We start from the raw sequence: 14,044 nt of genomic DNA, 5'->3' as shown, positions 1-14,044 counted from the left end.
GGGTGGGGTTTCCACCCCTTTCCCCAACCCCCCCCCCGCCCCACCGGGCCGGGGGGGGTGTGGCGTCACATCGTGCGCGACTACGCGTCGATCCGCGACCGGCTCAGATCGTCGGCGCCCGCGATGATGAACTCCTTGCGCGGGGCGACGTCGTTGCCCATCAGCAGTTCGAAAACGCGCGACGCGGACTCGGCGTCGGGCACCCGCACGCGGCGCAGCGTGCGGTGCGCGCGGTCCATCGTCGTGGTCGCCAGCTGGTCCGCGTCCATCTCGCCGAGACCCTTGTAGCGCTGGATCGGCTCCTGGTACTTCTTGCCGCGCTTCTTCAGGTCGGCGAGCACCGCCTGCAGCTCGGCCTCCGAGTACGTGTAGATCGTGTCGTTCGGCTTCGAGCCGGGGTTCACGACCACGACCCGGTGGAGGGGCGGGACCGCGGCGAAGACGCGTCCCTCCTCGATCATCGGCCGCATGTACCGGAAGAACAGCGTGAGCAGCAGCGTGCGGATGTGCGCGCCGTCGACATCCGCGTCGCTCATGATGATGACCTTGCCGTACCGCGCCGCCGACAGATCGAAGCTGCGGCCGGAGCCCGCGCCGATCACCTGGATGATCGCGGCGCACTCGGCGTTCGACAGCATGTCCGAGACCGACGCCTTCTGCACGTTCAGGATCTTGCCGCGGATGGGCAGCAGCGCCTGGTACTCGCTGTCGCGCGCGCGGCGGGCGGTGCCGAGGGCGGAGTCGCCCTCCACGATGAACAGCTCGCTGTTGGCCACGTCGTTCGAGCGGCAGTCCACGAGCTTGGCGGGGAGGGAGGAGGTCTCGAGCGCGTTCTTGCGGCGCTGGGTCTCCTTGTGGGCGCGCGCCGAGATGCGCGACTTCATCTCCGCGACGACCTTGTCGAGCACGAGCGCGGTCTGCGCCTTGTCGTCCCGCTTGGTGGAGGAGAAGCGCTCGCTCATGGCCTTCTGCACCACCTGCGCGACGATCGCACGCACGGCCGGGGTGCCCAGGATCTCCTTCGTCTGCCCCTCGAACTGCGGCTCCGGGAGGCGGACGGTCAGCACGGCGGTGAGGCCGGCCATGGCGTCGTCCTTCTCGAGCTTGTCGTTGCCCGCCTTCAGGCGGCGTGCGTTCTGCTCGACCTGCTGGCGGAGGAACTTCAGCAGTCCCTGGTCGAAGCCGGCCTGGTGGCTGCCGCCCTTCGGCGTGGCGATGATGTTCACGAAGCTGCGCATCACGGTCTCGTAGCCGGTGCCCCACCGCAGCGCGATGTCGACCTGGCAGTCGCGGCGCAGCTCGGTCGGCACCATCGCGCCGCTGTCCGAGAGCACGGGGACGGTCTCGGTGAAGTGGCCTTCGCCGGTCAGCCGCCAGGTGTCGGTGATCGGGCTGTCCGGCGCGAGGAAGTCGACGAACTCCGAGATGCCGCCCTGGTACTGGAAGGTGGTGGTCTCGCCCTCCGGCGTGCGCTTGTCGTCGATGGTGATCGCGATGCCCGGGACGAGGAACGCGGTCTGGCGCGCGCGCCCGATCAGGTCGTCCACGGAGAACGCCGCGCCCTTGGTGAAGATCTGCCGGTCGGCCCAGTAGCGGATCCGGGTGCCGGTCACGCCCTTCTTCACCTTGCCGACGACGCGGAGCTCGCTGCCGCTGACGAAGGGCGAGAAGGGGTTGTCGGGGCCGGGCGCACCGGTGGCGTCGTCGAAGATGCCCGGCTCGCCCCGGTGGAACGACATCGCGTACGTCTTGCCGTCGCGGTCGACCTCGACGTCGAGCCGCTCCGAGAGCGCGTTGACGACCGAGGCGCCGACGCCGTGCAGTCCGCCGGACGCGGCGTACGAGCCGCTGCCGAACTTGCCGCCCGCGTGCAGCTTGGTGAACACGACCTCCACGCCGGTCAGCCCGGTCTTGGGCTCCACGTCGACGGGGATGCCGCGGGCGCGGTCGACGACCTCCACGCTGTCGTCGGCGTGCAGGATCACGTCGATCGCGTCGCCGTGCCCTGCCAGCGCCTCGTCCACGGAGTTGTCGATGATCTCCCAGAGGCAGTGCATGAGCCCGCGCGAGTCCGTCGAGCCGATGTACATGCCGGGGCGCTTGCGCACCGCCTCCAGCCCCTCCAGCACCGAGAGGTGCCTGGCCGAATAGTCTGAGCTCGCCACGAGTGCTCCTTGTGGATCTGCGGGTCCGCGTGCGCGGACGTCGTGCACCCTCCAGCGTATGCAGTGATGCTGTGGGAACCCGCCCGACATGCGGTTCTGCTGTGCGTTGCTTCGCGTTGAGCGAAATGACAGCCAATACGCGCCTTGCGGCCCGACATCCGTGGTTCTATAGACGTACCGAGTTCACCGGTTGCGACGGAAGGAGCATCACATGTCGACGATCACCTCGGAGAACGGTGCCGTGGACGAGCTCGCATCGGGGCCGCAACTGACGGCTGCGGACCGCTGCGACAGTTGCGGGGCTCAGGCATACATCCGCGTCGTCGTGAACAACGGCGAGCTCCTGTTCTGCGCCCACCACGGCAAGAAGCACCAGGAGAAGCTGTCGCAGATCGCGCACAGCTGGCACGACGAGACGGCCCGGCTCTTCGAAGAGCAGCGCGCGTAACGCGGCCGCGACCGATCCGCCGGCCGAGACGGAGCTGACAGAACGATGCCATCGGCACCGGGTGTGCGCAGGCGCGCCTTCGTCGACCTCTCCGTCATCCGCTCCACGGCCGCGCGCCTCGGCGCACCGCTCCCCGACTGCACCGCCGACCTCCGCGTCGACGCGTACGGCCACGGGCTCATCCCCGTGGCACGCGCGCTGACCGACGCGGGGGCCGGCGGTTTTCTCGTCTCCCGGGTGGAGGACGCCGCCGCGATCGCCGACGAGGGCATCCCCGTGCGTGCGCACGTGGCCGGCGACCCGGCCGCACACCCCGGCCTCCCGAACGACGGCCGCACCCTGCTCGGCCCCGAGCTGTACGGCCTGGACCCGGCGGCCGCCACACCCCCTGCGATGCGCCTCGAGGGCGAGGTCGTCGCCGTGAAGCGCGTGCCAGCCCACCGCGGCGTCTCGTACGGCTACACCTACCGCACCTCCCGCCCCACCACGCTCGTACTCGTCGGCCTCGGCTACGCGGACGGCATCCTGCGCGTGGCCTCCAACAAAGCACCCGTGCAGGTCGGCGCGACGCGCGGACGCGTGACCGGACGCATCGCGATGGACCAGTTCGTGATCGACATCGGCGACGGCGCGGCGATGCCCGGCGACCCGGTGGTCCTCTTCGGCGACCCCGAGCGCGGAGAGCCCACCGTGCTCGACTGGGCGGACGCGATCGGCGTTGCCGCTCCCGTCATCACGAGCCGGCTCGGCCGGCGGATCGAGAGGGTGCACACCGCATGACGATCGTGGACGCCGTCGCCGAACCGCTCCCCCGCGCCGTGATCGACCTCGCGGCGCTGCGCCGCAACGTGGCGCACCTCGCCGCGCTGGCCGCCCCCGCCGAGACGATGCTGGCGGTGAAGGCCGACGCCTACGGCCACGGCCTGCTCCCGATCGCGGAGGCCGGGCTGGAGGCGGGGGCCGGCTCCCTCGCCGTGCTCGAGGTCCCGGCCGGGCTCGTGCTGCGGCAGGCGGGCATCCGCGTCCCGATCCTCGCCTGGCTGCACGGCCAGGACACGGCCTGGAAGGCCGCGATCGAGCACGACATCGAGCTCGGCATCTCGGCCGGGTGGCAGCTGGAGGCCATCGCGGCCGCCGGCGCCGATCGCCCGGCCGTCGTCCACCTCAAGGTCGACACGGGCCTCAGCCGCAACGGCGCGACCCGCGAGGAGTGGCCAGGGCTCGTGAATGCCGCCCTCGCGCTCCAGGAGCAAGGCGTCGTCCGCATCCGCGCCGCCTGGTCGCACCTCGCCGACGCCTCCATCGAGGACGACGAGGCGGCCCTCGCGGAGTTCCGCGACGCCGTCGCCGAGGCCGAGACGCTCGGCGCCCGCTTCGAGATCCTGCATCTGGCCGCGAGCTCGGCGGGCATCCGCATGCCGGAGGCCCGCTTCGACCTCGTCCGGTTCGGCATCGCGGCCTACGGCTTCTCCCCCTTCGACGACAGCACCGGCGCCGAGCTCGGCCTCACGCCCGTCATGCGGTTGGAGGCTCCGGTCGTGGAGGTACACGTCGGCGGCACCACGCACGCCCGGCTCGCCATCGGGTACGGCGACGGCGTCCCGACCCTGGGGATCGCGAAGTCGTCGGTGCAGCTCGGCGGCCGCCGCTGCCCCGTGATCGCCGTGGAGGCGGACTCCATGCTGGTCGACGCCGGCAACCACCGGGTGAGCGTCGGTGATACGGCCATCCTGTTCGGCTCGGGCGCCGCGGGCGAGGCCACGGCCGAGAAGTACGCCGACTGGGCCGAGACGATCGCCGACGAGATGGTGACCGGCGTCGCCGCCCGCGTGCCGCGCGTCTACGTCGGCTGACGCCGCCTCCGCCGCCTGCTGGACCGCGACGCGAACGCTAGAGCGAGACGCCCAGCCGGTCCGCGATCGCGCGCCGCGCGTTGGTGGCGTAGCGGTCGACGCGCTCGGTCTGCGCGACCGGCGCCACCTCTCCGCGCAGCGCCGTGCCGAGGATGCGGTCGGCGAGCACCGGGTTCATCGGCAGCACCGGCCCGTGCAGGTGGGTGCCGATGGAGGCGCTCAGCGTGATGCCTTCCGCGCCGCCGCCGTTGCCGGTGCCGCTGACGACGCGGCCGAGCGGCTCGCCGCCCTCCAGCTCCGTCGTCGCGGAGTGGTTCTCGAAACCCGCGAGCGTGGAGCCGTCCGCCAACCGGACGACGATCTCGCCGACGTGGCGCTTCGTGCCGAGCGTCGCCCGGGTCGGGAACACGCCGGCGCCGGCCAGTGTCTCGCCCTCGGGGGTGACCAGCTCACGACCGAGCAGCTGCCAGCCCCCGGCGATCGCGAGGATGGGGACGCCCGCGTCGCGCCACTCCCGCAGCCGCGCGGCGATGGTGAGCACGTCCGCGTGGACGGCGCGCTGAGCCGACAGCGGGCCGGAGCCGATGTGCACGACGTCGACGCCGGTCGGCAGCTCCGCGCCCGGCGCGTGCTGCACCACCTCGGCGTCGATGCCGCGCCAGCGGGCGCGCTCGGCGAGGGCGGCCACGTTGCCCGCGTCGCCGTTGATGCCCAGCTCGCGCGGATACAGGTGCAGGATGCGGAGCACGCTCATCGCTCGCCGCCCTCCAGGTCGAGGAACCCGAGCTGCTTGCGGATCAGCATCATCTGCTCGTAGTTGACGATCATGGTCTTCGTGCCGCGCGAGGGCTTCGGCAGGGCGAGGAACGCGGTGAGCGCCGGCTTCAGCTCCGGCATCACCTGATCGACCTCGATGCCCGCATAGGCGAACCGGGTCGCGAACTGCCACGCCTTGGTGCCGGAGACGACGTCGACGTGGGTCAGCTTGGAGAGGTCGATGTCGTACACCCACGACGGGTCCGGCGTTCCCTCGTCCACGGAGACGAACACCTGCTCCGGCGGCTCGCTGAGGTAGTCGAGGTTGAGCTGGAGGCTCGGCGGGTTCTTCATCATGATGATCTCGATGTCCTCGTCGCCGACCCGCAGGGTCTCGCCGCGGCCGTACACCGTGCGTAGCGACGCCATCGCGGCCACCACCGCGTTCGGCCGGAACGTGTCGCCCAGCAGCCGGCGCGCCATCGCGGTGGCACCCGCGGCATCCACCGCGTAGTGCAGACCGCGTGCGGGCAGACCGACGCGCACCTGCTCTCCACCGATGGTGAGCTCTGCGCTCTGCGTCTCGAGCTTGCTGACGAAGACTCCCGGGACGGGGAGGGTCGCGACGGCGCGTCCGGTCAGGTCCTTCACGTTGGCGAGGCCGTTCGGAGACGCCTCGATGAGGGAGGGGGCGACGGCGAACGTCGTCACGTCGCGTCCCTCCGCAGCCAGCTCGGCGCCGACCCCGGCGAGGCTGTCGTCGTCGGCGTTCACCACGACGAACTCGGAGGAGCGGTCGGCGATGGTGCGCAGCATCCCGATCACGCGGGTCGGCTCGAAGAAGCGGTTGAGCTGATCGATCTGCACGTTCAGCAGGAGGGAACCGCGCGGCTTGAGGACCGTCGCGAGGTCGACGCCGTATGCCTCGTCCACCTCGATCACACCGACGTCGCCGCGGACGTAACCGTCGAGCGGCACATCGGCGAGCAGCGCGGAGGCGATCCCCTGCGGGAGGTTGCCGCCCGAGGGGTTCGTGAAGACGTTGAGGCCGTGCTCGCGCAGGATCGCGGTGAGCATGTTGGTCGTCGTCGACTTGCCGTTCGATCCGGAGACGAAGACGACGCCGAGCGGCAGCCGGCTGACCGCGCGCTCCAGGAACTTCGGTGCGATCGCGAGCGCGACCCGGCCCGGGACCGCCGAGCCGCCTCCCCGCAGGCGCAGGAGCGCGCGGGCGAGGCGGCCGGCGAGGACCGCCAGTCGGTAGCGCACCGGTTTACTCGAGGTAGTCGCGGAGCGACTGCGAGCGGGACGGGTGGCGCAGCTTCGCCATCGTCTTCGACTCGATCTGGCGGATGCGCTCACGCGTCACGCCGAACGTGTCACCGATCTGGTCGAGGGTCTTCGGCATGCCGTCGCCGAGGCCGAAGCGCATGCGGATCACGCCCGCCTCGCGCTCCGACAGCGAGTCGAGCAGGCTCTCCAGCTGCTTCTGCAGCATGGTGAAGCCCACCGCGTCGGCCGGGACGACCGCCTCGGTGTCCTCGATCAGGTCGCCGAACTCGCTGTCGCCGTCCTCGCCGAGCGGGGTGTGCAGCGAGATCGGCTCGCGACCGTACTTCTGGACCTCGATGACCTTCTCCGGGGTCATGTCGAGTTCCTTCGACAGCTCCTCGGGGGTGGGCTCGCGGCCCAGGTCCTGCAGCATCTGGCGCTGCACGCGGGCGAGCTTGTTGATGACCTCGACCATGTGCACCGGGATGCGGATGGTGCGCGCCTGGTCCGCCATCGCACGCGTGATCGCCTGGCGGATCCACCAGGTCGCGTACGTGGAGAACTTGAAGCCCTTGGTGTAGTCGAACTTCTCGACCGCGCGGATGAGACCCAGATTGCCCTCCTGGATCAGGTCCAGGAACTGCATGCCGCGGCCGGTGTACCGCTTGGCGAGCGACACCACCAGACGGAGGTTGGCGCCGAGCAGGTGGCTCTTGGCGCGCTGGCCGTCGCGGGCGACCCACTTGAGCTCGCGCTCGAGCTCCTTGGTGAGGTTGGGCGTGTTGGCGAGCTTGTCCTCGGCGAACAGGCCGGCCTCGATGCGCATCGCGAGCTCGACCTCCTCGGCCGCGTTCAGCAGCGGGACCTTGCCGATCTGCTTGAGGTAGTCCTTGACCGGGTCGGCCGTCGCGCCGGTGATCGTCGTGGAGTAGACGGGGATGTCGTCCTCCTCGTCGACCGCACGCAGCACGAGCGCGTCCTGGGGAAGCTCCTCCTCCGCCGCGGGGGCGGCCGCCGCAGGAGCGGCGCCGTCGGCGTCGTCCGCGGTCTCGGCGTCGTCGTCCGTCGCCTCGGCGTCGGGGGTCTCGGCCTCGTCGTCGGAGTCGACCGTCTCCTCCTCGTCGATCTCGACCTCGGCGTCCTCGTCGATCTCCTCGACCTCGTCGTCCGCGGCACGGCCCTTGGCCTTGGTCGCGCCCTTGGCGGCGGTCTTCCGGGCGGCCGGCTTCTTCGCCGTCTTCGCCGCGGACTTCGTCGCCGTCTTCGTGGCGGCAGGCGTAGCGGCCGCGTCGTCCGTCACGGTCTCGTCGACCGCGGCGGCCTCGCGGGCCTTGGTTGCTGCACGGGTTGCCATGTGAACACCTTTCATACCAGGCGGTGGGCCGGGGTCCCGGGCGCCCTGGCCTGGCTGAGGTTGCGTGCGGACATTACTAAGACCCATGTCAAGTCCTGGGGTGTTGCGTCGGGCACCGTCGAATGCTCCGACCCTCAGGATATGAACGGGTCCAGACTTCAATTATCGCACATCCCCCGCGCATCGCCGACCATCGCCGGAGACCCGCCAGGACGCTCGTGATCACGGATCAGACGTCGTCCCCGGCACCCCCTTATCGCGCCGTGCGACCGCCTCGCCTCCGCCATGCGTCGCTGAGTGCAACCCACAGAGGGGCTACATCTATTCCCTCCTCCTGCTTGAGCCTGCGGCGCGTCCGCCGGCGGGCGTGGAGGAGGAACCCCACGCCCGCGCCGATGATCACGTACTGCACGGCGAAGGCCCACCGGAAGTGGTCGAACGCGTACAGCGAGCTCGGCCCCGCGCCCGTGGTGTCCTCCAGGTCGAGCACGAGCCCGATGAGGAACATCATCACGAAGCTCGCCAGGAAGCCGCCGACGTTCACGATCCCGTTGGCCGAGCCCAGACTGTGCAGCGGGTTCGAGGTGCGGGCGAAGTCGAAGCCGATGAGCGAGCCGGGGCCGCCGACGCCGATCGCCACGAGCAGCACGATGATCAGCCAGTCGGGCGGCGTGCCCGGCCAGAGCAGCACGACGGTCCAGACGACCGCCATCATCGCGACGATCCCGAGCACGAGGTTGCTGCGCCGCAGCGGGAACCGGGCGGTCAGGAGGCCGAGGATCGGGCCGGAGACCAGTCCCGCCGCGACCGACACGATGAGCAGGCCCGACGCCTCCGCCGGGTCGATGCCGATGGCGTACACCATGAACGGCACGCCCCACATGAGGCTGTAGACCGTGCCGGACGACTGGGTCACGAAGTGCGACCAGAACCCGAGCTGCGTGCCGGGACGGGCCAGGCTGATCCGCAGCTGGCGGAGCGAGTCGGCCCAGGTCGCCGGGCGCGGTCCCTCGGTCGAGCCGACCGGGCGATCCGTGATCGAGACGAGGATGCCGATCAGGGCGATGACCGAGAGCGACGCGGCGCTCAGGAACGCGACCGTCCATCCCGCCTGGTGCAGGATGAGCGCGAACGGGATCGACGACAGCACCTGCCCGAGCTGGCCGATGTTGCCGATCCACTGCGAGAGCTGGGGGACGATCCTCCCGCGGAACCACGAGTTCACCAGCCGCATCAGAGACGTGAACACCGTCGCGTCGCCCACCCCGACGAGGATGCGGCCGACGATCGCGATGCCGATGGCCGGGGCGAAGGCGACGGTCACCTGGCCGATCACCATGAGCGCCGTCCCGACCGCCATGAGCACGCGCGAGCCGATCCGGTCGATCAGGACGCCGACCGGGATCTGCATCGCCGCGTAGACCATCAGCTGCACCACGGCGAGCGTCGAGAGCACGGAGGCGGAGCTGTGGAAGCGCTCGGTCGCGGCGACCCCGGCGACGCCGATGGTCGTGCGCTGCGTGACCGCGACCAGGTAGGCGAAGACGCCGATCCCGAAGATGACCCAGGAGCGCCGCGAATTCACCACACGATCGTAGCCCCGCCGGCGACGGACTCCCGTCCGGGTGCCGGCCCGGAGGTGCGACTAGCGGTCGCCGCGTCCGTTCTCCTCGTCGCCGTGACGGCGGAAGGCCAGGAAGTTCTCGAGCTCGGCCGCGATCTCGTCCGCGGTCGGCAGCTCGCCGTCGCGGTCGGTGAGCGGGGACCGCAGCTGCGTGTCCTCCATGTAGGAGTCGTGCCGCTCCTCCAGCGTGCCGACCAGGCGGCCGAGCTCCGCGTTGCCGGCGACCTGCTCGTCGATGTTCGCCACGAACTCGCGGTCCTCCTGGCGGAGGCGGTCGGTCGGGAAGATGAGGCCGGTCGCCGCGCTGATCGAGTCGAGGCCGGCGATCGCGGCGGCGGGGTACTCGGTGTCGGAGAGGTAGTGCGGGATCAGCAGCACGAACCCGGCCGTCGGGTGCTCCAGCTGCTGGAGGCGGTACTCCAACAGGTGCAGGGCGTTCGAGGGCACCTGGGTCTGCGGCTTCCAGATCGACATCGTCTCGATCAGGTCGGTGCGGTTGCCGCTCACCGTGACGCCGATCGGGCGGGTGTGCGGCACCGGCATCGGGATGGAGTGGACCCACGTCACGGTCGTGACGCGGAACCGCTCGATCAGCCCGAGCACGGCCTCGCTGAACGCCTCCCACCGGAAGTCCGGCTCGAAGCCGCTGAGGAAGAGGAACGGCTGCCGCAGCTCGTCGTAGGCGAGGTACAGCTTGAGCGTGAGCGGCGTGTAGTCGGCCAGGTGGTCGCGGTCGAAGTACACGATCGGCCGCCGGGCCCGGTAATCGAGCAGGATGTCGGCGTCGAAGGTGGCCACCACCTCGCTGTCGAGGGTGCCCAGGAGATAGGTGCCGAGCTGGGTGACGCCGGCGCCGGCGTCGGCGAACCCGGTCAGCCCGGCGACGAGCGGGAGCCCGTCCGGTACCGTGACGGCCGGATTGAGCTCGAACAGTTCGCCGGGGTCTCGCATGCTCCAACTCTAGGACGACCGGGCGCCAGGGGTGCCCGATCGCGGCCGGTCCCGGCACGCCCACAGCGAACAGCCGCGACGGGCCGCGACGCGGCAGCGGTTATGGTCGGATCATGACGACTCCCGCGCTCTCGCTCTCGTCCACCCCCTCCCCCTCCGCCGAGGTCCTCGTGCTCGGTGCGCGCGTGCAGCGCGACGCCGTGACGGTGCTGACCGGCCGGCCGGGCGAGGCGTCCGCGACCGGCCCGTCGGTCGACGTGGAGGCGGTGGCCGGGCAGCTGCGTGCGGTGGGCTTCGCCGGCGGCCGGGACGAGCTGGTGCGGCTGCCGGGGGCGGCGGACGGCCCCGCTCTGGCGGTCATCGGCCTGCCGGAGGAGCTGGACGACGACGCGCTCCGCTACGCCGCGGGCAGCGCCGTGCGTCAGCTCGCCGGTGTCGGGTCCGTCGCCATCGACCTCCCCGCCGACGGCGATACCGCCCTCGGCGCCGTGCTGGAGGGCGCCGCACTCGGGTCCTACGCCTTCACGGAGTATCGGGAGAAGAGCCTCCCCGGCGTGAAGACCCCGGTCGCATCGATCGCGGTGGTCGGCACCGCCCAGGACCCCGACACCGTCGTCGCGCGTGCGTCCGCCGTCGCCGAGGCGGCGGCGCTCGTGAAGGATCTCGTCAACACGCCGGCGCTCGACCTCTACCCGCAGTCGTTCGCCGAGCGGGCGCAGGAGGCCGCGGCCGGCCTCCCCGTCACCCTCACGGTCTGGGACGAGGAGCGCCTCGCCGCGGAGGGCTTCGGCGGCATCCTCGGCGTCGGGCAGGGCTCGACCCGCCCGCCGCGGCTGGTGAAGGTGGAGTACGCGCCCGCCGTGGCGACGCGCCACCTCGCCCTGGTCGGCAAGGGCATCACCTTCGACTCGGGCGGCCTGTCGCTCAAGCCCGCGACCGGGATGGTCGGCATGAAGTACGACATGACCGGCGCCGCGACGGTGCTCGCCGTCGCCCTGGCGACGGCCAGGCTCGCCCTCCCGGTGCGGGTGACGGCGTGGCTGTGCCTCGCCGAGAACATGCCGTCCGGATCGGCGATCCGGCCGAACGACGTGCTGCGGATGCGCGGCGGCCGCACGGTCGAGGTGCTCAACACCGACGCGGAGGGCCGCCTCGTGCTCGCCGACGGTCTCGTCGCGGCGAGCGAGGAGCAGCCGGACGCCATCGTCGACGTCGCCACGCTGACCGGCGCCGCGATGGTCGCCCTCGGCACCCGCTACGTGCCGGTCATGGGCTCCGACGACCTCGTCGGCGACGTCGTCGCTGCGGCGAAGGCGAGCGGCGAGCTGCTCTGGCCGATGCCGCTGCCCGGCGAGCTGCGCGCGAACATCAACTCCGACGTCGCCGACATCGCCAACGCCAACCCGGGCAACACCGCGGGCGGGATGCTGCTGGCCGGCGTCTTCCTCCAGGAGTTCGTCGGCAGGACCGGCGACGCGGACGACGCGCCGCGCATCCCGTGGGCGCACCTCGATATCGCCGGGCCCGCGAAGGGGCCCGCCGCCCCCTACGGATTCACCGGGAAGGGCCCGTCCGCCGTCAGCGTACGGGCGCTCCTCCGGTTGGCCGAGGACATTTCGCGGAAGTAGTAGGGTCGTATGGGCGAGAAAATCTCGCCGGAGCAACGCCTGCCGCGAGGCACCCCTCGAGGCGGGATCGTGTCACGAATCCTGGGATGCGCGAGGGAGTAGCTGGGTGTCTGAGCAGAACTTTGACATTGTCGTGCTCGGTGGTGGAAGCGGAGGCTACGCGGCAGCGCTGCGTGCGGCCGAGCTCGGCTTCACCGTCGGCCTGATCGAGAAGGACAAGGTCGGCGGCACGTGCCTCCACCGCGGTTGCGTGCCCACCAAGGCGCTGCTGCACGCGGCGGAGGTGGCGGACTACTCGCGCGAGTCCTCGAAGTACGGCATCGTCACCGAGCTGCAGGGCGTCGACATGAACGGCGTGGCCGAGTACCGCCGCGGCATCGTCGCCAAGAAGTACAAGGGCCTGCAGGGCCTGGTCAAGGCCCGCGGCATCACCACCATCGAGGGCGAGGGCCGCCTGGTCTCCCCGACGACCGTGCAGGTCGGCGAGGACACCATCGTCGGCAAGAACGTCATCCTCGCCACCGGCTCCTACTCCCGCAGCCTCCCCGGCCTCGAGATCGGCGGCCGCGTCATCACCAGCGAGCAGGCGCTCGAGCTCGACTTCGTCCCACGCAAGGTCGCGGTGCTCGGCGGCGGCGTCATCGGCGTCGAGTTCGCGAGCGTCTGGAAGTCGTTCGGCGCCGAGGTCACCATCATCGAGGCCCTCCCGCACCTGGTCCCCAACGAGGACGAGTCGATCAGCAAGCAGCTGGAGCGCCAGTTCCGCCGCCGCGGCATCGACTACCGCCTCGGCATCCGCTTCGCCGGCGTCACGCAGGACGACAACGGCGTTGTCGTCTCGCTCGAGAACGGCGACACCGTCGAGGCCGAGCTGCTGCTCGTCGCCGTCGGCCGCGGCCCGCTGACCCAGAACCTCGGCTACGAGGAGGTCGGCGTCACCATGGACCGCGGCTTCGTCATCACCGACGAGCGCCTCCAGACCAGCGTTCCCGGCGTCTACGCGGTCGGCGACATCGTCCCCGGCCTGCAGCTCGCGCACCGCGGCTTCCAGCAGGGCATCTTCGTCGCCGAGGAGATCGCGGGCCTGAACCCGGTCGTCATCCCGGACGTCAACATCCCCAAGGTCACCTACTGCGACCCGGAGGTCGCGTCGGTCGGCCTCACCGAGGCCAAGGCCGTCGAGCAGTACGGCGCCGACAAGGTGACCAGCTACGACTACAGCCTGGCCGGCAACGCGCGCAGCGAGATCATCGGCACGAACGGCTCGGTCAAGGTCGTGCGGGTGAACGACGGCCCCGTGGTCGGCGTGCACATGATCGGCGCCCGCGTCGGCGAGCTGATCGGCGAGGCGCAGCTCGCGGTGAACTGGGAGGCGTACCCCGAGGACATCGCCCCGCTCATCCACGCGCACCCGACGCAGAACGAGTCGATGGGCGAGGCCTTCCTGTACCTCGCGGGAAAGCCGCTGCACACCCTCTAAGTCCGCCGGCCGCGCGCGCGGCCCGACAACCACTGAACGATCAGGTTTTGAAGGAGAGAAGCTCATGAGCGAATCCGTCAGCCTCCCGGCGCTCGGCGAGAGCGTCACGGAAGGCACGGTCACCCGCTGGCTGAAGAACGTTGGCGACCGTGTCGAGGTGGACGAGCCCCTGCTCGAAGTCTCGACCGACAAGGTCGACACCGAGATCCCCTCGCCCGTCGCGGGCGTCATCGAGGCGATCCTGGTGCAGGAGGACGAGACGGTCGAGGTGGGCACGGCGCTCGTGACGATCGGCGACGGCTCCGGCTCGGCCGCGGCCCCCGAGGCCGCCCCCGCGGAGTCGGCGGCACCCGAGGCGCCCGCCGCCCCGGCGGAGCCCGCGCAGGCTCCGGCCGCCCCCGCGCAGGAGGCTCCGGCGCAGGCTGCTCCGGCCGCTCCCGCACAGGAGGCGCCGGCGCAGGCTGCTCCGGCTCAGGCCGCTCCGGCTCCGGCCGCTGCAGCCCCGGCTGCTCC

12 protein-coding genes are annotated in these 14,044 nt (G+C 71.1%); 6 read left to right on the top strand and 6 right to left on the bottom strand.

What is annotated here, in order from left to right; genetic code table 11:
- Positions 1-80: 80 nt before the first annotated feature.
- The gene (locus tag ACR9ZG_RS14195; protein WP_481285494.1) at positions 81-2,165 is read right to left on the bottom strand and encodes a DNA gyrase/topoisomerase IV subunit B; all 2,085 of its coding nucleotides are present in this window, start codon (positions 2,163-2,165) and stop codon (positions 81-83) included.
- A 211-nt stretch (positions 2,166-2,376) separates the two neighbouring features.
- Here ACR9ZG_RS14195 and ACR9ZG_RS14190 point away from each other — a divergent pair, with 211 nt between their 5' ends.
- The 3 genes from ACR9ZG_RS14190 to alr are packed head-to-tail and all read left to right on the top strand — an operon-like array spanning position 2,377 to position 4,466.
- Positions 2,377-2,613: a DUF7455 domain-containing protein gene (locus ACR9ZG_RS14190; protein WP_314147916.1), complete on the top strand. Its 237-nt coding sequence runs from the start codon at positions 2,377-2,379 to the stop codon at positions 2,611-2,613.
- A 45-nt stretch (positions 2,614-2,658) separates the two neighbouring features.
- Positions 2,659-3,393 carry an alanine racemase gene (locus tag ACR9ZG_RS14185; RefSeq protein ID WP_481285493.1) on the top strand — a complete coding sequence of 245 codons (735 nt, stop codon included), beginning with the start codon at positions 2,659-2,661 and terminating at the stop codon, positions 3,391-3,393.
- The gene (alr, locus tag ACR9ZG_RS14180) at positions 3,390-4,466 is read left to right on the top strand and encodes an alanine racemase (RefSeq protein WP_481285492.1); all 1,077 of its coding nucleotides are present in this window, start codon (positions 3,390-3,392) and stop codon (positions 4,464-4,466) included. Before ACR9ZG_RS14185 ends, alr begins: the two co-directional genes overlap by 4 nt.
- 37 nt (positions 4,467-4,503) lie before the next feature.
- On the opposite strand, the gene ACR9ZG_RS14175 is transcribed toward alr, so the two are convergent.
- From ACR9ZG_RS14175 to ACR9ZG_RS14155, 5 genes are all read right to left on the bottom strand, one after another.
- Entirely contained in the window at positions 4,504-5,220 is a 717-nt protein-coding gene (locus ACR9ZG_RS14175; RefSeq protein WP_481285491.1) for a type 1 glutamine amidotransferase, read from the bottom strand.
- Positions 5,217-6,491: a MurT ligase domain-containing protein gene (locus tag ACR9ZG_RS14170; RefSeq protein WP_481285490.1), complete on the bottom strand. Its 1,275-nt coding sequence runs from the start codon at positions 6,489-6,491 to the stop codon at positions 5,217-5,219. The genes ACR9ZG_RS14175 and ACR9ZG_RS14170 overlap by 4 nt, the downstream gene beginning before the upstream one ends.
- Before the next feature lie 4 nt (positions 6,492-6,495).
- A complete protein-coding gene (locus ACR9ZG_RS14165; protein WP_481285489.1) occupies positions 6,496-7,848 on the bottom strand; it encodes an RNA polymerase sigma factor in 1,353 nt (450 codons plus the stop codon).
- 253 nt (positions 7,849-8,101) lie between these two features.
- Positions 8,102-9,433 (bottom strand): MFS transporter, encoded by a 1,332-nt coding sequence (locus ACR9ZG_RS14160; RefSeq protein WP_481285488.1) that lies wholly within the window; start codon positions 9,431-9,433, stop codon positions 8,102-8,104.
- Between the two features lie 60 nt (positions 9,434-9,493).
- Positions 9,494-10,423 (bottom strand): proteasome assembly chaperone family protein, encoded by a 930-nt coding sequence (locus ACR9ZG_RS14155; protein ID WP_481285487.1) that lies wholly within the window; start codon positions 10,421-10,423, stop codon positions 9,494-9,496.
- A 113-nt stretch (positions 10,424-10,536) separates the two neighbouring features.
- Between ACR9ZG_RS14155 and ACR9ZG_RS14150 the strand changes: the two genes are divergently transcribed.
- From ACR9ZG_RS14150 to ACR9ZG_RS14140, 3 genes are all read left to right on the top strand, one after another.
- Positions 10,537-12,051, top strand: a complete 1,515-nt coding sequence (locus tag ACR9ZG_RS14150; RefSeq protein ID WP_481285486.1) for a leucyl aminopeptidase — start codon at positions 10,537-10,539, stop codon at positions 12,049-12,051.
- A gap of 106 nt (positions 12,052-12,157) precedes the next feature.
- Positions 12,158-13,531, top strand: a complete 1,374-nt coding sequence (lpdA, locus tag ACR9ZG_RS14145; RefSeq protein WP_481285485.1) for a dihydrolipoyl dehydrogenase — start codon at positions 12,158-12,160, stop codon at positions 13,529-13,531.
- Between the two features lie 64 nt (positions 13,532-13,595).
- On the top strand, positions 13,596-14,044 hold a 449-nt coding region (locus ACR9ZG_RS14140; RefSeq protein ID WP_481285484.1), incomplete at its 3' end, for a biotin/lipoyl-containing protein.

The organism is Leifsonia sp. KNZ12-8B (genome assembly GCF_056755495.1).
The sequence above is the reverse complement of the archived record's forward strand: the minus strand, read 5'-3'. Positions and strand labels throughout refer to the sequence as shown.

What these genes read in the sequence shown, in the direction of transcription:
- ACR9ZG_RS14190 (WP_314147916.1), top strand. Translation starts at nt 2,377, where the DNA reads ATGTCGACGATCACCTCGGAGAACGGTGCCGTGGACGAGCTCGCATCG.
- ACR9ZG_RS14185 (WP_481285493.1), top strand. Translation starts at nt 2,659, where the DNA reads ATGCCATCGGCACCGGGTGTGCGCAGGCGCGCCTTCGTCGACCTCTCC.
- alr (WP_481285492.1), top strand. Translation starts at nt 3,390, where the DNA reads ATGACGATCGTGGACGCCGTCGCCGAACCGCTCCCCCGCGCCGTGATC.
- ACR9ZG_RS14175 (WP_481285491.1), bottom strand. Translation starts at nt 5,220, where the DNA reads ATGAGCGTGCTCCGCATCCTGCACCTGTATCCGCGCGAGCTGGGCATC.
- ACR9ZG_RS14165 (WP_481285489.1), bottom strand. Translation starts at nt 7,848, where the DNA reads ATGGCAACCCGTGCAGCAACCAAGGCCCGCGAGGCCGCCGCGGTCGAC.
- ACR9ZG_RS14155 (WP_481285487.1), bottom strand. Translation starts at nt 10,423, where the DNA reads ATGCGAGACCCCGGCGAACTGTTCGAGCTCAATCCGGCCGTCACGGTA.
- ACR9ZG_RS14150 (WP_481285486.1), top strand. Translation starts at nt 10,537, where the DNA reads ATGACGACTCCCGCGCTCTCGCTCTCGTCCACCCCCTCCCCCTCCGCC.